This is a genomic window from Paenibacillus nicotianae (assembly GCF_042681745.1).
GTDB classification, from domain to species: Bacteria; Bacillota; Bacilli; order Paenibacillales; family Paenibacillaceae; genus Saccharibacillus; species Saccharibacillus nicotianae.
In genome coordinates this window covers 156,593-181,158 of sequence record NZ_JBHUGF010000001.1, presented here as the reverse complement: position 1 = coordinate 181,158, position 24,566 = coordinate 156,593, and the positions used below count along the sequence as shown (strand labels likewise).

22 protein-coding genes are annotated in these 24,566 nt (G+C 39.6%); 11 read left to right on the top strand and 11 right to left on the bottom strand.

Going from position 1 to position 24,566, the window contains the following annotated elements; translation table 11 throughout:
- The first annotated feature begins 135 nt into the window (after nucleotides 1-135).
- Nucleotides 136-1,611, top strand: coding sequence for a potassium/proton antiporter (locus ACFSGI_RS00815; protein ID WP_204826488.1), 1,476 nt, complete (start codon nucleotides 136-138; stop codon nucleotides 1,609-1,611).
- Between the two features lie 114 nt (nucleotides 1,612-1,725).
- Here the strand turns inward: ACFSGI_RS00815 and ACFSGI_RS00810 are convergent, their stop codons facing one another.
- Nucleotides 1,726-2,619: an anti-sigma factor domain-containing protein gene (locus tag ACFSGI_RS00810; RefSeq protein ID WP_204826487.1), complete on the bottom strand. Its 894-nt coding sequence runs from the start codon at nucleotides 2,617-2,619 to the stop codon at nucleotides 1,726-1,728.
- Nucleotides 2,616-3,164 (bottom strand): RNA polymerase sigma factor, encoded by a 549-nt coding sequence (locus ACFSGI_RS00805; RefSeq protein WP_379282174.1) that lies wholly within the window; start codon nucleotides 3,162-3,164, stop codon nucleotides 2,616-2,618. Before ACFSGI_RS00805 ends, ACFSGI_RS00810 begins: the two co-directional genes overlap by 4 nt.
- A gap of 375 nt (nucleotides 3,165-3,539) precedes the next feature.
- Here ACFSGI_RS00805 and ACFSGI_RS00800 point away from each other — a divergent pair, with 375 nt between their 5' ends.
- The 3 genes from ACFSGI_RS00800 to ACFSGI_RS00790 all read left to right on the top strand — a co-directional run bounded on the left by ACFSGI_RS00800 (nucleotide 3,540) and on the right by ACFSGI_RS00790 (nucleotide 7,366).
- Nucleotides 3,540-5,228: a copper amine oxidase N-terminal domain-containing protein gene (locus ACFSGI_RS00800; RefSeq protein WP_204826485.1), complete on the top strand. Its 1,689-nt coding sequence runs from the start codon at nucleotides 3,540-3,542 to the stop codon at nucleotides 5,226-5,228.
- A gap of 270 nt (nucleotides 5,229-5,498) precedes the next feature.
- Nucleotides 5,499-5,981, top strand: a complete 483-nt coding sequence (locus ACFSGI_RS00795) for a stalk domain-containing protein (protein ID WP_204826484.1) — start codon at nucleotides 5,499-5,501, stop codon at nucleotides 5,979-5,981.
- A gap of 662 nt (nucleotides 5,982-6,643) precedes the next feature.
- Nucleotides 6,644-7,366, top strand: a complete 723-nt coding sequence (locus ACFSGI_RS00790) for a YoaK family protein (RefSeq protein ID WP_204826483.1) — start codon at nucleotides 6,644-6,646, stop codon at nucleotides 7,364-7,366.
- Between the two features lie 328 nt (nucleotides 7,367-7,694).
- Here the strand turns inward: ACFSGI_RS00790 and ACFSGI_RS00785 are convergent, their stop codons facing one another.
- Nucleotides 7,695-8,000 (bottom strand): MTH1187 family thiamine-binding protein, encoded by a 306-nt coding sequence (locus ACFSGI_RS00785; protein WP_069329544.1) that lies wholly within the window; start codon nucleotides 7,998-8,000, stop codon nucleotides 7,695-7,697.
- Nucleotides 8,001-8,376: 376 nt separating this feature from the next.
- On the opposite strand from ACFSGI_RS00785, the gene ACFSGI_RS00780 reads away from it, so the two are divergent.
- From ACFSGI_RS00780 to ACFSGI_RS00755, 6 genes are all read left to right on the top strand, one after another.
- The gene (locus tag ACFSGI_RS00780) at nucleotides 8,377-10,371 is read left to right on the top strand and encodes an anaerobic ribonucleoside triphosphate reductase (RefSeq protein WP_204826482.1); all 1,995 of its coding nucleotides are present in this window, start codon (nucleotides 8,377-8,379) and stop codon (nucleotides 10,369-10,371) included.
- Nucleotides 10,368-10,898, top strand: coding sequence for an anaerobic ribonucleoside-triphosphate reductase activating protein (gene nrdG, locus ACFSGI_RS00775; protein ID WP_204826481.1), 531 nt, complete (start codon nucleotides 10,368-10,370; stop codon nucleotides 10,896-10,898). Before ACFSGI_RS00780 ends, nrdG begins: the two co-directional genes overlap by 4 nt.
- Before the next feature lie 328 nt (nucleotides 10,899-11,226).
- Nucleotides 11,227-12,057 carry a TerC family protein gene (locus tag ACFSGI_RS00770; protein WP_204826480.1) on the top strand — a complete coding sequence of 277 codons (831 nt, stop codon included), beginning with the start codon at nucleotides 11,227-11,229 and terminating at the stop codon, nucleotides 12,055-12,057.
- A 7-nt stretch (nucleotides 12,058-12,064) separates the two neighbouring features.
- Nucleotides 12,065-12,694, top strand: a complete 630-nt coding sequence (locus ACFSGI_RS00765) for a DedA family protein (protein ID WP_204826479.1) — start codon at nucleotides 12,065-12,067, stop codon at nucleotides 12,692-12,694.
- A 453-nt stretch (nucleotides 12,695-13,147) separates the two neighbouring features.
- Entirely contained in the window at nucleotides 13,148-14,734 is a 1,587-nt protein-coding gene (locus tag ACFSGI_RS00760; RefSeq protein WP_204826478.1) for a methyl-accepting chemotaxis protein, read from the top strand.
- Between the two features lie 49 nt (nucleotides 14,735-14,783).
- Complete coding sequence (locus tag ACFSGI_RS00755) at nucleotides 14,784-15,230, top strand: chemotaxis protein CheW (RefSeq protein WP_204826477.1); 447 nt, start codon at nucleotides 14,784-14,786, stop codon at nucleotides 15,228-15,230.
- On the opposite strand, the gene ACFSGI_RS00750 is transcribed toward ACFSGI_RS00755, so the two are convergent.
- The 3 genes from ACFSGI_RS00750 to ACFSGI_RS00740 form a co-directional block, all read right to left on the bottom strand.
- Nucleotides 15,214-16,842 (bottom strand): NAD(P)H-hydrate dehydratase, encoded by a 1,629-nt coding sequence (locus tag ACFSGI_RS00750; RefSeq protein WP_204826476.1) that lies wholly within the window; start codon nucleotides 16,840-16,842, stop codon nucleotides 15,214-15,216. The two genes, ACFSGI_RS00755 and ACFSGI_RS00750, sit on opposite strands and share 17 nt — an antisense overlap.
- 159 nt (nucleotides 16,843-17,001) lie before the next feature.
- Nucleotides 17,002-17,634, bottom strand: a complete 633-nt coding sequence (locus ACFSGI_RS00745) for an NAD(P)-dependent oxidoreductase (protein ID WP_204826475.1) — start codon at nucleotides 17,632-17,634, stop codon at nucleotides 17,002-17,004.
- Between the two features lie 73 nt (nucleotides 17,635-17,707).
- Nucleotides 17,708-18,154 carry an Rrf2 family transcriptional regulator gene (locus tag ACFSGI_RS00740; protein ID WP_204826474.1) on the bottom strand — a complete coding sequence of 149 codons (447 nt, stop codon included), beginning with the start codon at nucleotides 18,152-18,154 and terminating at the stop codon, nucleotides 17,708-17,710.
- 317 nt (nucleotides 18,155-18,471) lie between these two features.
- On the opposite strand from ACFSGI_RS00740, the gene ACFSGI_RS00735 reads away from it, so the two are divergent.
- The gene (locus tag ACFSGI_RS00735; RefSeq protein ID WP_204826473.1) at nucleotides 18,472-19,302 is read left to right on the top strand and encodes a hypothetical protein; all 831 of its coding nucleotides are present in this window, start codon (nucleotides 18,472-18,474) and stop codon (nucleotides 19,300-19,302) included.
- Nucleotides 19,303-19,443: 141 nt separating this feature from the next.
- Here the strand turns inward: ACFSGI_RS00735 and ACFSGI_RS00730 are convergent, their stop codons facing one another.
- The 5 genes from ACFSGI_RS00730 to ACFSGI_RS00710 all read right to left on the bottom strand — a co-directional run bounded on the left by ACFSGI_RS00730 (nucleotide 19,444) and on the right by ACFSGI_RS00710 (nucleotide 24,389).
- Complete coding sequence (locus tag ACFSGI_RS00730) at nucleotides 19,444-20,517, bottom strand: lactonase family protein (RefSeq protein ID WP_204826472.1); 1,074 nt, start codon at nucleotides 20,515-20,517, stop codon at nucleotides 19,444-19,446.
- 79 nt (nucleotides 20,518-20,596) lie between these two features.
- Nucleotides 20,597-21,670, bottom strand: a complete 1,074-nt coding sequence (locus ACFSGI_RS00725; protein WP_204826471.1) for an AbrB family transcriptional regulator — start codon at nucleotides 21,668-21,670, stop codon at nucleotides 20,597-20,599.
- Nucleotides 21,667-22,395: an MBL fold metallo-hydrolase gene (locus ACFSGI_RS00720; RefSeq protein WP_204826470.1), complete on the bottom strand. Its 729-nt coding sequence runs from the start codon at nucleotides 22,393-22,395 to the stop codon at nucleotides 21,667-21,669. Before ACFSGI_RS00720 ends, ACFSGI_RS00725 begins: the two co-directional genes overlap by 4 nt.
- 98 nt (nucleotides 22,396-22,493) lie before the next feature.
- Complete coding sequence (locus tag ACFSGI_RS00715) at nucleotides 22,494-23,588, bottom strand: GGDEF domain-containing protein (protein ID WP_204826469.1); 1,095 nt, start codon at nucleotides 23,586-23,588, stop codon at nucleotides 22,494-22,496.
- A 171-nt stretch (nucleotides 23,589-23,759) separates the two neighbouring features.
- Complete coding sequence (locus ACFSGI_RS00710) at nucleotides 23,760-24,389, bottom strand: nitroreductase family protein (protein ID WP_204826468.1); 630 nt, start codon at nucleotides 24,387-24,389, stop codon at nucleotides 23,760-23,762.
- Nucleotides 24,390-24,566 lie beyond the last annotated feature (177 nt).

Genomic DNA, 24,566 nt, shown 5'->3' with positions numbered 1-24,566 from the left:
AGCAATTGCTTCTTACTTTATTTATTTCGGTTCCACATGTTTAAAAGTTGATGTTTTTATAAAGATGATTTTGTTTATATATAAAAGCTTAATATATAACTATAGATATATTTTACGATAAAAAGGGGCTTGCCTATGCATACAACAGAAATGACCAGTAATTTGATCTTACTTCTTGGAAGCCTTCTACTGATTGGCGTGCTTTCTACCAAATTTTCTTCTCGTTTCGGGATGCCTGCACTTGTATTTTTTATTCTGGCTGGTATGGGACTCGGACGTTTTATTTATTATGATAATGCTTTTATCACGCAATGGTTCGGGGTATTAGCACTTGTCATTATTTTGTTTGAGGGCGGAATGCAGACAAGGATGGATATGGTCAAACCGGTTATTCGTCCTGCTTTATCTCTCGCTACTATAGGTGTATTGCTTACTACTTTTATTATCGGTTATTTTGCTCATTTAATTTTAGGGGTAAGTCTTACCGAAGGATTATTATTTGGAGCGATTGTGGGATCGACCGATGCAGCCGCCGTTTTTTCTGTACTGGGTAGTAAAAATGTCAGCAAAAAAATCACTTCTACTCTTGAAGCTGAATCTGGTAGTAATGATCCGATGGCGGTCTTTTTAACAATTATGTTTATCGAATTAATTCAAGATCCTTCGATAAGCATTTGGAGCAAAATCTTTTCGTTTTTCTGGGAAATGGGTTTTGGACTGGTACTCGGTATTATTTGCGGTAAGCTTGCGGTTATGCTGATTAACAAAATTAATTTTGAGACAGCGAGTTTATATCCGGTACTGGCGATTTCAGCCGCTCTTTTTACATACGGGGTAAGTTCACTTACTCATGCTAGCGGTTTTTTGGGAGTATATGTGATGGCTCTAGTGATGGGGAATTCTGATCTGACGTATCGGCGTTCGATTTTACAGTTCAATCAGGGTTTTGGCTGGATTATGCAAATCTTAATGTTTGTATTACTCGGTTTACTTGTTTTTCCTTCTCAATTGCCTGCTGTAGCATGGCAAGGTATTATCTTATCGATCTTGCTGATTCTGGTAGCCAGACCACTAGGCGTGTATGCCAGTCTATTGATCAGTAAATTTTCGTTTCGTGAAAAAACATTAGTTGCATGGGCAGGGCTTCGCGGAGCTGTTCCGATTGTGCTCGCAACCTATCCGTTATTAGCAGGTGTACCTAACGGACATTTATTTTTCAACGTGGTCTTTTTTATTGTTCTTTCTTCTGCTCTGATTCAAGGAACGACTATTTCATCGCTTGCAGACAAATTAGGATTGACTGAAAATATACCGGATCAACAACCTTCGATTATCGAACTGGTAGCGACCGGGCGTACGACTTCAGAGATTAGTCATCTCACTCTGGATAAGCGAAGTTGTATGATCAATCGAGAGATTCAAGATATCCATTTACCACAAAGTGTATTGATCACCGCTTTGATTCGTAATGAAGAAATACTGACCCCACGCGGCAATACCGTTCTCCTAGCAGGCGATAAAGTGTACTTGCTTGGCCCCAAAGCCAAACGTGAAGATATTCGCAAATTATTTACAGGTGAGGTTGATCCTACTTCTCCACCTGTAACTTGATACAAAGAGATTGTCTTATTCTTTATAAATACCAAACAAGCGCTCTTCCAATAATGGGAGGGCGCTTGTTATCGATGTACATAGATGATAGAACATGAGATGAATGTAATCTGGTTACCCTTGAATTTCTGCTGCCAGAATAACAGGGCCTCTTGGTTGATCCCCTTTTTCATCCGGTTCAAGTGTGATCGCAATGGTGTCATAATTTTCTGGTTGGAATGTATAATACATCGCTCCTGTTCCGTCTTGAGTAAGGAACGTTCCTGCACTTTGCTTCACATCGCCTTTAATCAACCAGACTTGGAAAGCTTGTTTACCTTTGAGTTTTGGTAAATTATCTGCTTGAACAAGTAAATGTGTTCCCTTATCATCAATCACTATTGATGCGAGCCCTTGTGCAACAATATCTGCTGTAGCCGGATTAAGCTTAACAGCTTCATCTACTTTCAGTCCTTGTGTAGGCATCGAAACCGTCGCTAGTTTTCCTTGCAAACTATTGACCTGTGTACTTGAAATAGCTAATTGTTGCTGTAAACTGTCAATCTCTCCGCGTAAATTGGAAGCATATATACCGATAATAACAGCCGCCGCCGCAACAAACGTAGTCGCAATCCGCCAGAATCTGCCTTTGTTTTTATCTTGTGTCCACGCTTTATCTTCTTGAGTACTGTATACTACTGCTGGCTTTACAGTTGGCTCATCTGATGATTTTTCCACTTGTATAGGAGTGGTTCCCCGATCATCGGATATCGTTTGTTCTGTATGGCTAGGTATAAGTATATGACTCAACACACGATTTTTCATACCTTTTGGTGGCGCAACGTCTTCAACGGCGAATGGCAAAATATCCATCACCTCCCGAAGTTCTTCAACCGCCAGACGGCATTGTGCATCCTCTTTCATGTATGCTTCAAACTGTGCTTGTTCTTCTGGATTCAAACCACCCAGTACGTACATTTCAATCATATCGTTTAGTTCATTTTTATTATATTGATTATCATTATTCATAAATAGTTTTCCCCCCTCACCGCTCCAGCAAGCTTCTTGTGAAGCTGCCTTATGGCAAGTCTTACTCTGCTCTTGACGGTTCCTAGCGGAATACTGTATCGCTCGGAGACTTCATGCTGAGTCAATCCTTGAAAATATATTGATTCTATCACTTGTTTCTGGTCTTCTCTCAATTCATCCATAGCTTCTTTAATACGCTGCCGCTCCCAGTTTAGCGTAACTTGCTCTTCTGTATTCGCCTTCGTATCAGGTATACCACGAAGTGTTTCATCTTTAGTAGGGTCAACAGGTGCCCGTGATGATTTGCGTCTCAACATATCTACCGCGATATTACGCGTAATCGTAAACATCCATGTAGATAGCTTCCCCTGGCTTTGATCATAACGCTCTGCATGATTCCATACACGCAGAAATAATTCTTGTACCACTTCTTCTGCTGCCATCGTGTCTTGTACAATCCGATAGGCGAACGAATACACTGCCCGTTCATAACGGTCATATATGCATTCAAGTGCTTCGGCATCTTTTTGGGAAATCCGTCGCATAAGTTCTCTGTCTTCTGCTATATCGTTCATCCAAGGGCTCCTTTCCTGTTCCCTTATATTATAACCTTCGCAAGAAAATTTGCTATGGATGACTTTTTAAAAAATATTATTGCTTCTCTGCTTTATTTATATTAAAAGTTTATTTTTGGAAATTTGGTTCAAGTCTAAGTGAATAGCTTATTAAATTAGAGTGAGCTGTTTAATTATTACATTTTTAAGAAAAGCGTCACAAAGGGGTTACAAATCAGTTAAACATTTTTAATTTTTTTTCAGGAAAGATGATCCACTGCTCTAAAGTAAGCGTATTCTTCTATGAAGTACCTGTTTGATGAACACGATGCAACTGATCCCAAATTATTTAAGGAGAGTGGAAACATGTACAAGTCTGTTCTATCTAAGATTGGTATTCTGCTAATGGCAGTTGTATTGATCTTACCAACAACAGCAGGAGCTGCCGCTGCAACATCGAAAGGCGCTGGAGCTGATCTTCGTTCAGCATTAGGGCAAATTCTTGGAGAGCATGCGTTGCTAGCTATTATTGCAATGCAAAAAGGAATTGATGGCAAAGCTGATTTTGATCAAGCTGCCGCTGCTTTAAACGCAAATACAGATGATTTGAGTGCTGCTGTTGCTTCTGTATATGGTAATGAAGCTGGCGTTGCTTTCAAAACGATCTGGGCTTCACATATTGGATATTTCGTGGATTATGTAAAAGCAACCGCTGCTAATGACAGTGCTGCTAAACAAAAAGCGAAAGACGAATTAGCAGAATATAAAGTAACACAAGCCAAGTTCTTTGCAGATGCAAATCCTAATTTGCCTCAATCTGCATTAGAAGCAGGACTGGAAGAACATATCAATATGCTGTTGACTGCATTTGATGCTTATGTAGCTAAAGATTATACAAAAGCATATACAACAGCAGATGAAGCTTACAAACATATGTTTATGTTTGGTGATATATTAAGCGCTGCTATTGTAAAACAATATCCTGACAAATTTACAACAGACATGTCTACTATGGGAGCTTCTGATTTGCGCTCTGCTCTAGGTATCATTCTAGGTGAGCATGCAACATTAGCTGTATGGGCAATGCAAAAAGGAGTTGACGGTGCTCCTGATTTTGAACAAGCCGCTGCTCTATTGAACAAAAACACAGATGATTTGAGTGCTGCTGTTGCTTCTGTATATGGTAACGAAGCTGGCGCTGCTTTCAAAACAATCTGGGCTTCACATATCGGATACTTTGTAGATTATGTAAAAGCAACCGCTGCTGGCGATGCAACAGCGAAGAAAAAAGCAGTTGATGAATTAGCAGAATACAAAGTAACACAAGCGAAATTCTTCGCAGATGCTAACCCTAACTTGCCTCAAGCTGCTCTTGAATCTGGACTTGCAGAACATATCGCAATGTTGCTTAAAGCATTCGATTCTTATGTAGCTAAAGATTACACAACAGCTTATTCTGAAGAACGTATGGCTTATCACCACATGTTTGGATTTGGAGACATTTTAAGTGAAGCAATCGTAATGCAATACCCTGCCAAATTCGGCGGTACTGCAACTCCGACTCCTGCTACACCAACAACACCATCTATGCCGAACATGCCTAATATGCCAGCTACACCAACAACAACACCTTCTACAGGTGGAGCGAATGGTACAAGCGCTGATACCAGCCCTGAATTGAAAACAAAAGTAATTCAATTTACACCTGGTAGCAAAATGTATATGGTAAACGGCGTATCGATGAATATGAGTACTAAAGCTACAGTATACAATGGTAAAACATATGTGCCATTGCGTTACCTTGCAGCAAATGCAAATATGAAAGTATTCTACACTAAAGAAACAGCTACAACTTGGTTGGATACTGGTATCCAACGTTACGAGTTCTGGGTGAATTCTAAAGTATACAAAGTAGACAACATGCGTAAAGGCATGAACGATATGGTAATCTCTCGTAACGGACAGACGTTAATCCCTGTACGTTGGTTTGCAGATAACTTTGAATGGAACATGAGTGTAAATAACAATACGATCACGATTAGCAAAACGTATTAAGATTACGATTGCTAGGTGAGATCCTATTTCATCGGTTTGCTTCATTCATTTACACATGGCAACACCTTGTGCAGATTTATTGCGCAAGGTGTTGTTTTTATGAATTGTTAGCCGATGTATACGTGATTTTATCTTTCATTTTCGTATTCTCTGTTAAATATTACTCTATTGTCATTTATTTTCATTGTTAGCTGATTAATAATCAGTAAATTGGTTTATAAGTTAGTAAGAGAGCAAAAAATATATCTATTAGACGAAGGAGCACTACACATGAAATTAAACAAATTGCTTGCACCTGTACTTGGATTGTCCCTATTGTTACCAGCTGCTGGAGCATTCGCAGCAACACCAACAACAGCAGATATGAGTCCTGAATTAAAAACAAAAGTAATTCAATTTACAATGGGAAGTAAAATGTACATGGTGAATGGCGCTTCAATGTCTATGCCTATGGCTCCTGTTGTATATAAAGGAACTACATATGTACCATTGCGTTACCTTGCAATGAATGCAAACATGAAAGTATCTTACAACAAAGAAACATCTACAACTTGGTTGGATACTGGTATCCAACGTTATGAGTTCTGGGTGAATTCTAAAGTATACAAAGTAGACAACATGCGTAAAGGTTTGAACGATATGGTAATCTCTCGTAACGGACAAACACTTGTACCTGTACGTTGGTTTGTAGACAACTTCGAGTGGAACATGAACGTAAGTAACGGCATGATCACAATCAACAAAACATATTAATCTGCTCAGTCTAACGTAGATTATATATACAAAAAGAACATTCTACTCTAGAATGTTCTTTTTCTTTGTTTTCAATATACAGTCTATGGTCTAAAAGTTAATTCTTGCTTTTTTTCTAAAATAAGCGTATAATAATTACTGTTATTGTTTAACCCTCGGTTTTATCCTTCGCATTCTTTTTTCGGTATGCTGCCGGAATCATCTCAAATTTCCTTTATGATTAAAACCCAAGAAATTTGAAGTTTGCCGATTCACACTGGCGCGGTCATCGGAGCCGCAAGGACAAGAGAGAGGTAGGGCTTTTGTTGTTTTGGACTCAACTGTTACTTAGATGTAATACAGAGCGAACCAAAACCGTCCCCGTCCATTTCCAAATTCGGGGTTACGGGTTAAAAATAGCTGCAGTCAGCAGCCATATAATCATCAGACTGGGCAGATTATAGTAATCGTGCTCCTACGAAGTGTATTTTGTATACGCGGCAACTTTGAATATAATGATTTATCACATATTTCTGATATTTTTTACACATATGGCTTTTCGGTTGCAATCAACCGGCATAAACTTTGGATATTATGCCCACACATCCCCGGGAACATCTAAACCTGATTACAGGTTATGTTTTCGGGGATTTCTATGTCTTATTCAGATTGGAGTATGATCTATGTCTAGACAACATGTACGTTATGTATTGTTATTGATGTTATGTTTTACCGCTGGATTAGTAGATGTTATAGGATATTTACGATTAGAACATGTATTTACAGCAAATATGACCGGAAATATTGTCGTACTTGGGATGTCACTTGGTCGACTGCAAGATCTGGCAATCGTACGTGTACTCACAGCACTGATTGGATTTGTAATAGGCAATATTGTCGCCGCGATCATTATCGGAAGCGATAAGTCTCCTTCACTCTGGTATCCTCGTGTAACTACTGCTTTGATCGCAGAATGGGGATTACTATGTACATTTGCTCTACTTGCTTATCTTCCTTTGACTGAAATGCTTGTATTGATCTGTATGGGTTGCCTTAGTATGGCGATGGGTATTCAGACAACAGCGGCTAGACGATTAGGCATCGCCGGTATATCAACCACAGTGCTCACTAACAATCTGGTCAATGCTGTAGAAGATATGGTGGCTCATGTACGCCAACTCTTTTTTAGTGGTGTACCATCAACCAGTCGCTTATTATCGATTGAATCTCGGTTACGTATCTTGGGGATTGTTTTGTATGCATGTGGTGCGATTATAGCGACTGTTTTAGAACGACACGCCCCTCTTCTCCTAAGTTGGATTCCTGTAAGTCTAGTAACGATCGTGATTGTAATTGCACTTTGGAAATACTCTAAAGTAAACACTATCCAACCTGAAAAGAAATGATAATAGATAAAAAAACAAAAAAGAGACCTCAACGGTCGCAGCCGCTGAGGTCAAGGTATAGTAATTCAAAAGGGGTTATTACAGTCATTATAATAGGTGCATCTTAATATTACCTTAGGCAAACCTGAAAGAAACATTAATTTTTCAATTTTAGGTATCTTGCTTTATAATGTCATTCAAAAAAAAAAGGAACTCCACGGTCGCAGTCCATGGAGTTCAGTAATGCTTATATATTCAAAAGGGGTATGTCATTACTATAACCGCTCTATCTTAAAAATTTATGAAATGCACCTAAAAATCGCATTAAAATTCATTTTTTCTGTTTTTTTTAAGAATGTAGCTTTTGATTGACTGAATCTAACTTATATTGTGCTGAAGTCGGATGATCCCGACGATCATCTATTTTGATCGATGTCGATACACGCCCTGCTCCTTCTTGAAAAGGAGATTCATGCAAAGCAAGGATCGCTTTCATCACATCCCCAATCTCTCCCTCAATAATTGTACTCATTGGTGTTAATTGTGTCTGAACACCTGTCTGCTCACTTAATACCCGTTGCATCTGCGCTACATAACTACTAATACTCGTACTTCCTGTTCCTAACGGAATAACAGTTACTTCAGCAATAGCCATTTTTATATCCTCCTTTGATTGATTACACTCATCTATTATATAGTTTACCCATTCTTCCGTTTGATGCATGTTCATGCTCTTGATTCATATAAATATCTCGCTCTATCCTCCTACTCATCCTTACTTATCGCAAAGATAAAGAGACAATTATCACTTACATAATCAATATATTGATATAAATTAATAAAGTGTTCACTAGATATAGATATCAAGTGTGATAGTACACTATTTTTCTAAATCAGATGACCTACAGACCGATTTGACCTGATCTTGATGTAATTCCTCCTACCCGACACCAGTTGTCTTTATGATGTCGGGTTTTACTTTATTGGTTATTTGATATTTGTTTTATATTTCGTGAAAGGAAGTGTGATTAATGTCTATTTTGACTCCACATACTACAACAGCTTACATAACACCACCAACATCTTCCGAACTACAATCGGTACTTGATATGGGTGAACATATTATTGAAGGCGAACATGAATCGGCACGTGAAAATGCTAATCTTAATGGAGCAAGCTTTTCCGGTAAAATGAGTCGTCTGGGTAGTGAGTATGCAAAATGGTATACCAAACGCCAATTGTTACCTCAACCGATCGCTGAAGCAGTCACTCAAAATCGTATATATATTCATGATCTAGATCATTATGCAGTTGGTACTACGAACTGTATCTTTATTCCATTTGATAAATTGTTACGAGATGGATTCAGTAGTGGTAACGGTAGTCTACGGACACCTAATTCGATTATGACCGCTATGGCGCAAGTCGCTATTATTTTTCAATGTCAGCAAAATTCGCAGTATGGCGGTGTAGCAGCCAATAAGCTTGATTATGATCTTGCTCCTTATGTTACCAAATCGTTTCGCAAGCATCTATGTAAAGGACTACGGTATTTTCAAGAAGAAAGCAACATAGATGATACTATTGTGCAGACTGCGGTTATGGACGATACTACGTTAGCTATCGATTATCCACGCGCCTATCAATATGCACTTGAAGAGACTAAAGTCGAGACACTGCAAGCCGCCGAAAGCCTAATCCATAATCTCAATACGATGTCCAGTCGTGGAGGTGGACAGATTCCATTTACCAGTATTAATTATGGCACATGTACATCGACAGAAGGACGATTAATAGTCCAATCTCTGCTCTCTGCAACAGTACGTGGATTAGGTCATGGTGAGACACCCATTTTCCCTATTCAAATTTTTAAATGTAAACAAGGAGTGAATCAACAAGCTGGTGAAGCTAACTATGATCTGTTTCTACAAGCAATAGATTGTTCGGCTCGTCGTCTGTATCCGAATTTTGCCAATCTGGATGCTCCTATCAATCGTGAACATGAAATTCCAGGTGAACCGGATACTGAATTTGCAACGATGGGTTGTCGTACACGCGTAATGGCAGATCGATTTGGACGCAATTATTTATCTGGTAAAGGCAATCTGTCTTTTAATACGATTAATCTGGTGAAGTTAGGTATTGATTATGGTATTACTGGGGAGCGCTCGGTAGCGGATGAACAAGGGTTCTATCGTGGACTTGATGAATGTATCGAGCTTGCTGCTCAAGGTCTATTGCATCGTTATCGTCTTCAAGCGTCTCAACCTGCCAAAGCGTCTGACTTTATGATGCGTGAAGGGGTATGGGAAGGTGGCGACTTGCTTGCTCCTGATGATGCTGTAGAAGAGTGTATTAAGCATGGTTCATTATCGATTGGCTTTATCGGGCTTGCTGAATGTATGAAAGCTTTGTACGGTGAACATCATGGGGAAAATGATACTGTTTATGAGCATGCACTCTCCTTGATTGCGTATATGAAAACAGCCTGTGATACACTTAGCGACCAATATAACCTTAACTTTTCATTGATGGCTACGCCAGCAGAAGGATTATCTGGCAAATTCGTTAACATAGATCGTGAATACTACGGTTCGATCGAAGGGGTAACCGATCGTGAGTATTACACTAATTCTTTTCATATTCCTGTCTATTATTCGATTACAGCCGCTCGTAAAATTCAGTTAGAAGCGCCGTTTCACCATTATTGTAATGCAGGAGCGATTTCATATATAGAACTGGATGGTAATGCTCGTCACAATCTACAAGCGATGCACCAGATTATTCAATATGCGCTTGCTCAACAGATCAGTTATTTCAGTATTAATCACCCTATTGATCGGTGTACAGGTTGTGGGCACGAAGGCATTATCGGAAGTCATTGCCCTGCTTGTGGTGTCTCTGAGCTGGACGTTCCTATCGCCCGTTTACGCCGCGTCACCGGGTATCTGACAGGTGATTATCAGACTCGATTCAATCCTGCCAAGCAAGCCGAAGTGCGCGATCGGTTGAAACATTCACGATGAATATCTGCGGTTATATTCCCGAGTCCGTCAATGAAGGCGATGGGTTACGAGCAGTGATTTTTATCAGTGGTTGTACACATGGCTGTGTCGGTTGTTTTAGTAGACGCACATGGTCGTTTCAAGCAGGGGAACGATTCACAGACAAGTTACAGCACCAACTTATAGACGAAATGAAGCAGAATCCTTTGTTAAACGGATTAACGATAGCCGGAGGAGATCCTTTTTTCTCCGCTATTGAAGTCTCTGCTTTTGTGCAAGAAGTCCGTCAACAGATTCCTAATTTCTCCATCTGGATCTACAGCGGATATACATGGGAAGAATTGAATAGTTCTTCTGTAGCGGGTGTTCAAATGTTGTTACATCAATGTGACATACTAATCGATGGCAAATTTATCGAACAACAACGTGATGTTTCTTTGCGTTACCGCGGGAGTCGCAATCAACGAATCATCGATATTCAGCAAAGTGCTATACAGGGGCAAGCTATTTTATATCAATCCAGTGACATGTACTATCAAAATTGCTGATATCAACGCTATGACTACATTAACATAATTGACTTATTTTCTTAAATTGCTTATGATTTGTTTAGCAAGATAATGGTTAAGTAAGAATTGTAAGAGATTTACTAACCACATAACTCTATATTCCTGTTAAAGGGGAGTAGCTGTACAGGCAAAGTCGTCATTACGGGATTTATCCCCGGTTTTGCTTGGCAATGATAAACATTGTTAGCGAGACCTTTACCATGTTTTGGTGAAGACTCGTTATTTTTCGGGAGACCTTTACCAATCATGGTAAAGGTCTTTTTTATATACTAACGCACAAAAAAACAAGATTTAGGGAGGCAATTCTATGGATGTAGCATTGTTATTGGAGTATGGATGGGTATTACTTGTACTGATCGTACTGGAAGGTCTGCTCGCAGCAGATAATGCTTTGGTACTTGCAATTATGGTTAAGCATTTACCTGAAGAAGAACGCAAAAGAGCATTGTTCTATGGATTATTCGGTGCATTTGTTTTCAGGCTAGGTTCATTATTTATTATTTCGTTCCTTGTCGATGTATGGCAGGTTCAAGCGATTGGTGCATTGTACCTTCTGTATATCGCGTTCAATCATATCATTCGTAAAATTATTTCCCATCGCTCCAAAATTGATCAAGCTGCTGAAGAACCAGGGCCAGACGGCAAACCTAAAAAGCAATCTGGCTTCTGGATGACGGTATTCAAAGTTGAAGTTGCTGATATTGCTTTTGCAGTAGATTCTATTTTAGCGGCTGTTGCACTAGCTGTAGCATTGCCTGCAAGTGGATTGCCTGCTATCGGCGGTATGGATGGCGGACACTTTATCGTTATCTTCTTGGGTGGATTTATCGGTCTAATCATTATGCGTTTTGCTGCTTCGTATTTCGTGAAATTGTTGCAAAGCCGTCCAGGTCTAGAAGTTGCTGCTTTTGTTATCGTAGGTTGGGTAGGTGTGAAGCTTGCTGTTATCACGCTTGCGCATCCAGCACTAGGTGTATTGCCTGAGCATTTCCCTGAAAATACGATCTGGAAATTGTCGTTCTATATTGTACTTGTAGCGATCGCTGTCTGCGGTTGGTTGTTATCTAGCAAAGTAGAAGTAAAAGACGAAGACAATGCTGTACGTGAAGTCGAAAAAGAGATTAAAGAAGATCTATAATTAGCTTATGCATGAATGGTTAATAGGTCTGATCGAAGGATTCAAAAGTCTGGGCTATGTTGGCATTGCATTAGCTCTGACTTTCGAATTCGTCCCGGCAGAGTTGGTTCTTCCACTCACCGGCTTCTGGGTATATGAAGGTGATTTTAATATTATTCTGGTGATTCTAGCAGGTACAATTGGTGGAGTTACTGGCCCATTGACCTTATATGCACTGGGTCGTTATGGAGGAAGACCGCTTGTTCTTCGCTTCGGTAAGTACTTTCTGGTTCGGGAAAAAGAAATCGTTAAAGCTGAACAGTTTTTTGCAAAGTATGGAAGTGGCGTAGCTTTTTTCGGAAGATTTATTCCCGGAGTACGTACAGCAGTCTCTATTCCATGCGGCATGGCAAATATGAATGTCTGGAAATTTAGCATTTATACTTTTGCTGCAATGTTACCGATCACCAGTCTTTATGTATATCTAGGGTATAAGTTAGGGCCGCGCTGGGAAGAAGTAGGTCCACTCGCTTCTCAATATTTAACTCCAGTAGCAATTGTTATTCTTGTTGTGCTTATTGTATGGATCGGTTGGAAGTGGTTAAGCGCTCGCCGAAAAAAAGCGAACGTTTCTGCTAATAAACGTGATACTGAATAAATAGTAGCGATACAGAAAGCGTCTGTTGAATCTAGAAATGGTTATCATTTCGAAGATCTTCAGGCGCTTTTTTGTATATATGCTTCCATGCTTCCAGTCAGTAAGGAAACTATTTGAGAAAATGTATAGACTATCAAAATCAGTATTACACAAGATTGTATTATTTATAAAAAGCACTTGTAAAAAAAGCCTTTAGCTATAAGGTTTGTAGGTTATACAGCTAGCAAATAGATATATCTATTTTACGGTTTACATTTTTAGCAATTGAATTGTTATCCACTTATTTACATAATTTATTTACATAAAATTGAAAAAAAGTATTAATAATTGTAATTTATAAGACGACATAGTAAGTATAAAAGCTTATTTTGCACAAAAACGAAAGTAAGCTGCTTTTAAAATTTGATCGATGTAATTGATAAATGAATTACATATCGATATGGAGTGGACAAAATGAGAATAGGTGCTAATTTTCAAACATTTACTAAATTAATTACTGCTTTTATCTTAGTAGCCTTAATTGTAGCGGCTATCGGCTTATATGGTTTGATTAATCAGAATCGGATGAACGAAAGTGTAAACGGTTTGTACAATAATAATCTAGTCTCGATGCAAGCCCTATCTGCTGCTGAACTGTCTTTGCAAAAAATGCGTGTAGCTTCACGAGATATTGCGTTAACTGCGGACGATACAGCAAAGAAAAAAGTTGTTGAATCTATTCCTGACCTTATTACTGCTGTTCAAGAAAATATGTCTCAATACAGCAACACTCCATTGTCGGATCAAGAAAGAAATGAATTGCAAAATTTCAATAAATTCTGGGCAAATTATAACGATGTCTACAGTCAAGCTGTGAATCTGGCAGAGAACTCGACTCCAGCCGAATTTCAGACTTATGTTCAAAATAGTGTCGTTCCTGCCGGGACTGATATGTATGAGAGTATTGCCAAATTAAATCAGATTAACGAGCAAACAGCGAGTGCTGCTAACAATAATGCCAAAGCCGTTTTTGCCAGTGCTAAGTTCTGGACTACCTTATGGATTGTTGTAGCGTTCTTGTTCTGTATTTTATTAGGAACTATTATTTCTCGTATGATCAGTGTGCCATTGAAACAGATTAGTCGCTTGCTTAAACAAGTAGCGGCTGGTGATCTACGTGAACAATCTCAACTGGTCGGTAAAGATGAAATCGGACAATTAGCGATTGCCGCCAATGATATGACTAACCGTCTAAATGGTCTGATTGCGGATATTATCGAATCGGCTCAAAGTGTAGCGGCAACCTCGGAAGAAATTTCGGCAAGTACAGAAGAAATTGCAGGAAGTAGTGCTAATCAATCACAATCCGCTCAATCAATCGCTCAATTATTTAAAGATATGTCTACTGCAATCGATGATGTTGCTCGCAGTGCAGAGCAAGCGGCTGAACTGTCCAATACCACCGTCGAAAAAGCACAACAGGGCGGTCAAATTGTAGCTCAAGGTACACAAGCGATTCAAGAAGTTACGCAACAAATGTCCAAACTTGAACATGATTCTACTCGTATAGGCGATATTATCGAAGTGATTGATGAGATTGCTGATCAGACTAATTTGCTGGCTCTAAATGCAGCGATAGAAGCCGCACGCGCAGGTGAACAAGGTCTTGGATTCGCTGTAGTTGCTGATGAAGTACGTAAGCTAGCCGAGCGTAGTAGCGCCGCTACCAAAGAAATTACAGGCATTATTCGCTCTATGCAGACCAATATGAAGCATAGTATTGAAGCGGTAAATAGCAATGCAGAACATTCGTTATTAACCAGCAATGCTTTTGAAGATATTGTTCATCGTGTTAGTGATTCTTCACTCAAAATCAATGGTATTGCAGCAGCTAGTGAACAACAAAGCGCTCAATCTGTAGATGTTATGCACTCTGTCAATGAAATTGCAGCAGCTACCGAAGAGGTGGCATCGGCTTGTGAACAAACAGCGTCTTCTTCTCAGACACTGGCTCATTTAGCAGATCAACTTCATTCATCTGTAAATACTTTTAAAATCTAATCTGGAATGTAGGTTAGTCGGTAAATAACAAAAATTGGAGGTACTACTTATGATCAGATCGTCCGACCAATATATTGAATGTATGGCTGATAACCAACGGATCGCTCTGCCTATTCATGGGGTACAGGAAATTATCCGTTTTGAGTTATTTACCCCTACCCCACAATCAGATCCTCAAGTATTAGGTACGATTTGCTGGTATGGCAATACATTGCCTGTGATCCGTTTGCAGACCCATCAGGCGATCATCAATCCTGATGAACGTGCACAAACATCAGCTACAGCACGCATTTTAATTTTACGACAGCATAATCAAGCTATTTTGGGCTTATATGTAGATCGAGTATGCAGAATCGCAACTTATCCTCAACATCTATGGATAGCTACGTCTACATACCCCTGGATAACACGTTGCGTTGAAGAAGACTATACACATATTTCACTATTAGATATTAATTGCTTGAATCATGCCTTCGGTCTTACAACGACTCGATAAGATCACCTGCAAGTAAAGAAGCCGGATTACCTGTACGCTGATGAGCCGCAACTTCGCCAGCATGACCATGCAAATGTACACCAAATGTTGCGGCTTGTATTCCGTTTAATCCTTGAGCCAGTAATCCTACAATAATGCCTGTTAACGCATCACCAGACCCGCCTGTTGCCATTCCCGGATGTCCGGTAGTATTTACGAATACTGTACCTTCTGGTGAAGCAATCACTGTTCTAGCGCCTTTAAGAACTAACGTGATATGATGCTTCATTGCAAATTCACGAGCAATGCCGATTCGGTCACGCTGCACTTCCGATGTAGAGATGCCTGCTAATCTAGCCATCTCTCCTGGATGTGGAGTCAGTACTGTATCGGCTTTTCGCTGTTGCCATGTAGTTAATCCGTCTGCTTCAGCGATCATATTTAGACCATCTGCATCTAAAACAAGTGGTTGATCGGTTTGCTCCCATAGTGTCTGTAGCCATTCTCCATCTTGTTCAAATCGACCTAGACCAGGCCCTATAGCTAATACATCACACTTTTCTGCCAAAGCTAGAATTGATGTAGCACTCTTCGATTCCCATTTTCCTTCTGCTCCTTCGACCGCAGGAGCAAGCATCAATTCAGGAACATGCCCTGCAATATGCGGTAACAATGCTTGCGGAAGTGCCCATGTCACCAGTCCACTACCGATACGTAATGCTGCTCGTGAAGCCAATAACCCTGCACCACTCATATTCATACTGCCACCTATAATAAGTACATGTCCGTATGTTCCTTTATGTCCATCTACTGCTCGCGCACGTTCAGGATCAACTTCCAACACATCTTCCAATACTTGCTCTGTGACTAAATAAGTATCTACCCCTAGAGTTGAAGCGGTAAAGCGAGGAATCCCAATATTCCGCACAACCACATCGCCTGCCGCCGCTGCTCCCGGATACTGCACTAATCCGCGTTTGAGAAAAGCAAGACTTACTGTTAAAGAGGCTTGAATACAAGTATCAGCTACTTCACCTGTGTCTGCATTTAATCCACTTGGAATATCTGCTGCAATGATTGGCTTGCCACTTCGGTTCGCCGCATGGATAATATCATCATACGGTGCACGTGGCTCTCCTTGACTGCCTGTACCTAACAGCGCATCAACGATTCCTGTGTAGGTTTGCCAGCGCGATTCTGTCTGCCATTGATCGCTCCAGACATCCGATTGGATACCGGAATATTTTGCAGCATCACGCTGAGTGGCTGCATCACCTGTTAATTCTGCCGGATCTTGAGCATATAACACAGTCACATCGATGCCAGCATCTTGAAGATAACGAGCAACGACTAATCCATCGCCACCATTGTTTCCTTTGCCGACAAGAATAAGCCAGTGTTGATGACGCTCTTGAACATTCCATGTATTGTCGTTGCGAATCTGACCCACTCTTGACAGACTTTTGCCAAAAGGAATATCTGCTTGTTCTTGCTTAGCAGTATTTCCCCAATAGATGACTTCTTCAGCGATAGCTTTGCCTGCACTCTCCATAAGAGATAATGCTGGAATCCCTAATTTCTGAATCGTATGTTGATCCAGATCACGCATTTCTTGTGCGGTAACAATATACATTATCGATTCGCTCCTCTATAGCTAAACGTTTTGATGTTTGGCTTTGCTGATTAAGTTGTACAATCTATTTACTATGTATTAACCGTATTTGGCACATAACAAAAACACCGCCTGTATAGACGGTGTTCTGATCAAGTATAGTTACGTACTCCATACAACTTAATATGCTACTGTAAAACGAGTGCGTGTAAATAACGGATCTTCTACTTCATCAAATAAAGCTGCTGCATAATCTTCTACTGAGATGCGACTTGCTCCCTCGTCATCTGTAATCAGGCGATTGGTTCCGATACGGAAATTACCTGTCCGTTTGCCCGGTTCGATCCAACTTGCCGGACTGATATAAGTCCAATCCAGATCGCTCTGGCTATAGATTTCATAAGCATCGACATGAGCTTGTGCCAGCGGTTTAATTTCTGCTGGAAAATCAGGAGTATCCATCAATCGTACACCAGGCTCTACTTCCAAACTTCCAGCGCCACCAACAACTAAAAGGCGCTGTACATCTGCTCTTTTCATCCCTTCTACAATCGCACTTGCCGCTTCTGTTAATTCACCTTCATTTCCAAATTGAGGGCCATAAGCGTTGATTACTACATCATGTCCTGAGACAACAGCTTCTACACTGATCGGATCAAGCACATTTAAGCTTATTCCTTGTAGACGGTCTGTATTTTTGTCAATTTTGGAAGAATCACGAGTCGCTGCTGTGATCTCATATTTACGTCGTAGCCCTTCTTGTACAAGGCGTTGTCCGATTGTTCCGGTTGCACCAATAATCGCTATTTTCATTTGTGGTTTCATCCTTTCCGTCATGAGCGGTCTTTTCTTTTACATACCCTGCTCAGCCGATGATGATTCAGTATTAGTTCTGGATCGCTTGACGAACCTGTTCCATTTCCTGCAAATCAGTAGTCACCTGCTTGAGTGTAATCTGTTCTAATTCACGTTCCATTGCTTTCTGTGCACGTTGAAAAACCGTTTCAAGTTCAGCTTGAATATTACGCCCAATCTCGCAATTGGGATTCGGATTCTCGTGAATAGCAAATAGCTCATCTTTGGTATCATTTTGTGCTGCACGATAAATATCTAATAATGTAATTTCAGACGCAGGACGTGTCATCTGTGCTCCAGCCACCCCTGGCTGAGTACGAACAATACCTGCTTTGGCTAATTGACTGATCATCCGCCGGATCACAACAGCATTGGTATTCACACTTGCAGCAATCCATTCTGAAGTGATATGTCCATCACTTGCATCCAGTAACGATAATGTGTGAATAGCCACAGCAAAACGGCTATTATACGCCATAACGTACACCCCTTCTTCATCTATTTACTTCTTTGTCTGTTTATAACGAATACAACAGGTTATATGATACTTATCTATATAAGAATGGTTTTTTTGAAAAATAAAATAAATACTACACTTCAAAAAGCATCTTATTTCAAGCACTTATATACTATAGTATACATCAAAGAGTTATACTTCTAAAAGAAAGTTACTCGGTTGTACTGAGAATTATTGTAAGTGTACTTATTCTGTAATAACCATTTTGGTTAAGGATAAGATGTACGCACAAAAAACGATATATTCAAGTACGGATGATCGCTAAAGGAGTGAATCTGTTGGATTGGTCTATTTTACTGCATTCTCATGCTCTCGGATTATATATGATCGGGATAGGAGGACTGTTGGCTTTTGCAGTGGTGTATGGATATACAGCCAAGCAACGTAAATATAGAGATGATGAACGTATGCGCCGAATCCAAAATAGTCTGGATCGATTGACCCGGGCAGCAGGACAAGTCTATCCAGCTATAATGAACAAAAATCAGGTTGCTTATACCAATCAAAACTCTTTCCCTGTTCCTGCTGAAAGTGTACTGGCTTGCAAAGCGGCTACGTATGCTTCAGATGAATTGTTAGAGCGAATCGATCAGTATATGGAAGAAAAAGATCGCAAAAGTCTTGTGTTACTTTATCGGACTTTGGATAGTGATATTCGCCGCTTAACTCGTGAGCGCAAAATGGTACTTGCTCGTGGCGAACATCCACGCTGGGGATTGTTATTGTGGCTAACGATTCGACCAGCAATTCCGTTTATTGTTATCATAGCCGAATCATTATTGTTATGGAATCTATGGAATGATCTGTTGACCGCTAGGTCTGCACAACCTTCTTCTGAAGTGTTATTTGCTATTTTGCGCTTTATCTCTTGCACAGGAGCTTTGATTGTACTGTATGCTGTGATTACAGCCGATTTTCGTGAAAATGCGCGCAGACTGGTATTTATTTGGTTAGCTTTGTTTATTAGCGGATTATGCTTTATACATATATTCAGTCTTCAAGCCGCTCCTTATCTGCTGATTGCCCAGATTCTTATTTTTGTAACTGGATTCCGTTTTACCCGCGAGCCTAAGCGCAAAGAGCGCCCTTTTGTAGGCGAATACGAATAAGATAATTTTCACATCAAAAAAACACTTCAGTATTACAGCAGATAAGGTCTGCTGATACTGAAGTGTTTTTTATATTGTATATACTATGATCTATAGCGTATCAATTGATCACCAGTGATCATATAGTGTTGATGTAATTATTTATTGTACGCCAGGTTCTGGTTGTTCAGCCATTACGCACACCGGACGATTCAGTGTTAATTCATTACCTGTTAGCAACAGTTTACCTGTATCCGCTTCTATCGCAAATTGCACGATATTGTTGCTATCTTGATTGCTGACCAGAATATATCCGCCCGGTACAACAGCAACATTACGCGGCGTTTCTCCTTTAACAGGTACCCATTCGATAGGCGTCAATGCACCTGACATTTCATCGATATTATAATGTACTAGACTATTATGTCCACGATTCGAAGCATAGACAAAGCGTCCACAAGGAGAAATACGGATATCTCCGCCTGTATTTTCACCTGTAAAGTCTTCTGGCAATGTCGATACATGACCAATAATCTCCAATTGACCATCTTCTGGGCGACGACCGTATGCTGTTACAGTGCTATTAAGTTCATTGATTCCATAAGCCAATTGCCCGTTAGGATGGAAAATCAAATGACGAGGCCCTGCTTGTGCTGGAAGCTCAGTAGCGCCTTCTTCGGTTAATGTACCATTATCTTCTAAACGATATGTAAATACCTTATCCAACCCTAGATCAGATACGTACACATGATGATTATCTAAAGAAGAAACAGCCGAATGTGGATGTGGAGCATCTTGACGATCTGGATCGGTTCCACTTCCAGTATGTTTAACTTCACCTGTCATTCCAGATAAAGCGCCTTGATCCCCTACCGCAAATACATTCACATTAGCACCAGTATAATTCGATGCTACTAGATGCTTACCATCTGGAGTCAATTGCACATAACAAGGAGCGCCTCCACCTGTAGATTTACGATCTAACAAATGCAGTTCGCGTGTTGTTGGATTGATCTTGTACGTTAAAATTTCACCTTCATCTTTTTCACTCGCGGCATATAATACAGTGCTGTCTGTAGATAATGCAAGATACGAAGGGTTTTCGATTCCTTTGATCCCACCTACCAGACGCAATTCACCTGTATCTGTATTCATGACTGCTGTTTGAATACCTACTTCTTCTTCACTTGCGTACGTACCGATATAGAACCAGACTTCATTTTCAAAAACAGACATGATTATATCCCCTTTCAGATCATCAATTCGATAAAGACTTCCTCTATCTTATAACGACCCCGATAAGGGATTGAATCATTTATCTAGCAATTCGCCGGAAAATCAACTTTAACAAAGGCGGTACAGCCAGAAAAATAAACAGTGTTCTAAATAACTGATAACAGCTTACGGTCGCAATATCTGCATTCACTTCATGCGCAATAATACTCATCTGATCCATACCGCCTGGCGACATACTTAACATCGCGGTAGCTGGAGAGACGTGATGCCACTGCATCAATATAAAAGCAAGGATACATGCAAACAGCAACAGCACGATTCCACTACCGATCGCCAGCCCAATCATCTGTATTTTGTTAGTTAACAGTTCAGGCTTGAGCATCAGACCAATCGCACTACCGATCAATAATTGAGCAAGATCTAATATCGCAGAAGGTAAAGCCGGTGCAGAAATACCTGCAAATTGAATAAGTGCAGTTGTAATCATCGGTAACAAAATAAATGCAGTAGGAAAATTAATCTTTTTCCCTACTATCGCCATACCTGTACAAGCTATAGCAAATAAAAAGATATTCGGAAACAGCCCGCTCCAACTGGCTGTGGAATGTTCTAATGCCTGTGTCACCAGATCCATATCAACACCGAAAATAGGGCTAAATATCAATAACGGTACAAAAATAATAATCATCATTAACCGGGAAACTTGTAGAAAAGTAACAACGGTGATATCGATTCCTTTGACTTCTTCTGCTAGAATAACCATCTGAGTTAAGCCGCCTGGAATACTGCCTAACAAGACGGTAGGAAAAGGAATCCCTGAAATTTTGAAAATAATATAAGCGGTCAGCACAGCAAATACAATCAGCAATGTGGTTAAGCCGATCATAGAAGGCAATTGTCCGCCAATCTGTTGCAATGTAGCAGCAGTCAATGATAATCCGATCGAATAACCGACAATGATCATACCTGCATTACGTGCGGCTCCCGGCCATAACGGCGGCATAGAAGGAAATAATTTGGAACCGATAAAAATAACAATCATCGGTCCCAGTAACCATGGAATAGGTAAATGAGCAACTTTAAATAATAGTCCACCGATTAAAGCAAGTGCGAGTGTATATAACCATCTAACCCAAGGCTTTGGCTCAATCACGAATGATTCACGATCTCGTTAAGTCGTTGCTGAATATCTCCTTTAAACAATCCACCATGATAACAAACAATTGCTTCGATATTCAGCTTTTGAAAAGCTCGCAAAGAATTAATCGCTTGCTCCATATCTAATGTAAATGCTGGATTAGGCCCATGCAATTCACCATTTTCTACGATCATCGCATCTCCGGCAATCAGTATTTTACTAGCGATATCATAAAAGCTTGTATGCCCTGGCGTATGTCCCGGTGTATGTATCACTTGTAACCCTTCACTGAAAGGTAGCACTTCATTTCCTTGTAACACATGATTCACATGATCCGGTGTATCGGTTGAAAAAACGCTACGAAACGATTGTTGGATAGACTCTGGAAATGGTTCTAATACCATATTGACCCGTTCAGGTTTGGCTTTGGAAAAAGGTTTATTTCCGTTAATAGCGTCTGCATCATTCGCTTGAGCATACACATCTAATGTACCTGAAGCTGCTTCTACAAATTGTGGAAAACTACCAATATGGTCTAGATCATCATGAGTCAAAATAACCGATTGGACTGGATAAGCTGGATCGATCTGCTCGATAATTTTGTCGTAACAACCAGGAACCCCGGTATCCAATAGTACAGCTTGATGATCTGCATAGATAACAACAGGATGAATGACCATTTCATGTCCACCCATCGGTACTTTAAGTTCTAACATTTCGATATGATCTGCAATTTTCATAAATAACCCAGAGTCTTACGAACGACTCTGGTTCACCTCCTTATCGTATATAAAAAATAAAATCACTGCTTCTTATATCCAACCATTCTAGTCATTTCTCAAACAGCATGCACTCGATTACGCCCTTGATGCTTCGCTTCATATAAAGCTTCATCTACTTGATCCAGCATCACATTAGACTTCGTATCAGGAAATGTAGCTACACCGATAGAGACAGTAATCGATAATAAAAGATTATTGGGCAATACAAATTTATTCTGCTCAATCAACACCCGTAACTTTTCAGCGACATGAATCGCATGATTACGAGTGCAATAGTTGAGAATAATAATAAATTCTTCTCCACCTTTACGAGCACAGACATCGCCAGAGCGTACAAAATCTTGAAGTAATTCTCCTATTTGCGATAAAACAGCGTCCCCACTGCTATGTCCATACGTATCATTAATCGATTTGAAATAATCGATATCAAGCATCAACAACGAAAAGCTTTTTTGATTAGCTTTGGCATAATTCAGCGTTTCTTCAAATAAAGCTTCAAAAGCACGAGGATTATGCAATCCTGTAAGATGATCTCGATTAGCCAATTCTTTTAATAATACAAATAAATGATTAGAGCGTGTAAGATACACCAGAATAATATACGTAAATAATCCGCCTACCAGAAATACGACTAAAATCGTAATAAGCTGCCAGAGTATACGAGTCTGTAACGTACAATAAAGCAAAATAGAAGGCAAAATCATCGAGCAACAAATAATAATCAACCAGCGACTTAAAGATAATCGATGATCTCCTTTTAGCAAAAAGGAAGATAACATCCAAGCTATCAAAACAATACTTGCGCCCACAACCAATATATCTATATTACCATATTCAAAAAGCAGAGTGCGACCTGAGATAATAATTACAGCGGCAATAAGACCGGATGCACTACCTACTGTATAGACGGCTCCTACCACTGCTAATGCTCTTAAATCTATTAATATATGACTTTCTGGTAAATGAAATCCCCACAAAATAAGAACCAACCCGAATAAACCATAAGTTATACCTGACAGACCAATAAACAGTCGTTTACGATTTATAAATTGATTGCGAATTTTATTTAACAACAAATTTCCCAGAAATAAAAAAGTTGATGTTAATGTTAAATTGTTAATTAAGTCTATCGCCATAAGATCTACTATCACATCCTATTTTATCTCTTTTATGTCCTTTCTTATATTTCGACATTTAGCGCTAAATAGTTCATAGTATTGAACGTATTCGTTAACTATTTAATGATTTAATTGGTAAATATAGAAAAAACCTGGCGCAGAGATCGCCAGGCAAAGTATATATAAATAGAAATACGTTATCTCTTAGAATGAGTTTTTGATGACTACTTCGTTCAAATCAAAACGTCCAGAAGCATAAGCAGGTTTGGCTGCTTTACCTACACTGATTAAAACTGTAGGAATATAACGAGCCGGTACATTGAAATGCTCTGCAAATTTTTTGCTATCGAATCCACCCATAGCACAAGTATCATAACCAAGTGCTTTTGCTGCAAGCATCAAGTTCATCGCTGCAAAAGAAGAATTGATATTGGCGCTATCACGTGCAAATTCAGCACTTTGATAAGCTCCATCAATTTGAGCCACTAAAGAATCACGAATTTCTTGAGTCAATGCACCTGCTTCAACAGCCGCATCATAGATGGTACCTGCATTTTTGTTTGCTTCTAGATCAGCTAGAATAGCAACTACAAAAGAACTGTCTGCTACTTGAGATTGGTTGTAAGCGATTGGTAACAATTCTTGCTTTTTCGCTTCATCATCAATGACAAGAAACTTCCAGTGTTGAAGATTCCAAGCAGAAGGAGCATCATTAGCCGCTTTGATAATTGTATCCATATCTTCTTGTGGAATTTGGTAACCTTTTTCGTACGATTTTACAGAATGACGTTGCTCAATCACTTGAATAGTTTCTGGCTTAATAGCATTAGACATGAGTGTATTCTCCTTTTGGGTGGGGGGTTATTAAACGTATAAACTAACATAATTTCATTTTTGAATTAAGTAATATTTAGTAACTATCTATATAATTCATTGTTATTGTAATAGAAATGCTAATCGCTTGTCAACATATGTTAAATGGTGTTTAATTTACTCCTCATATTGTCTAAA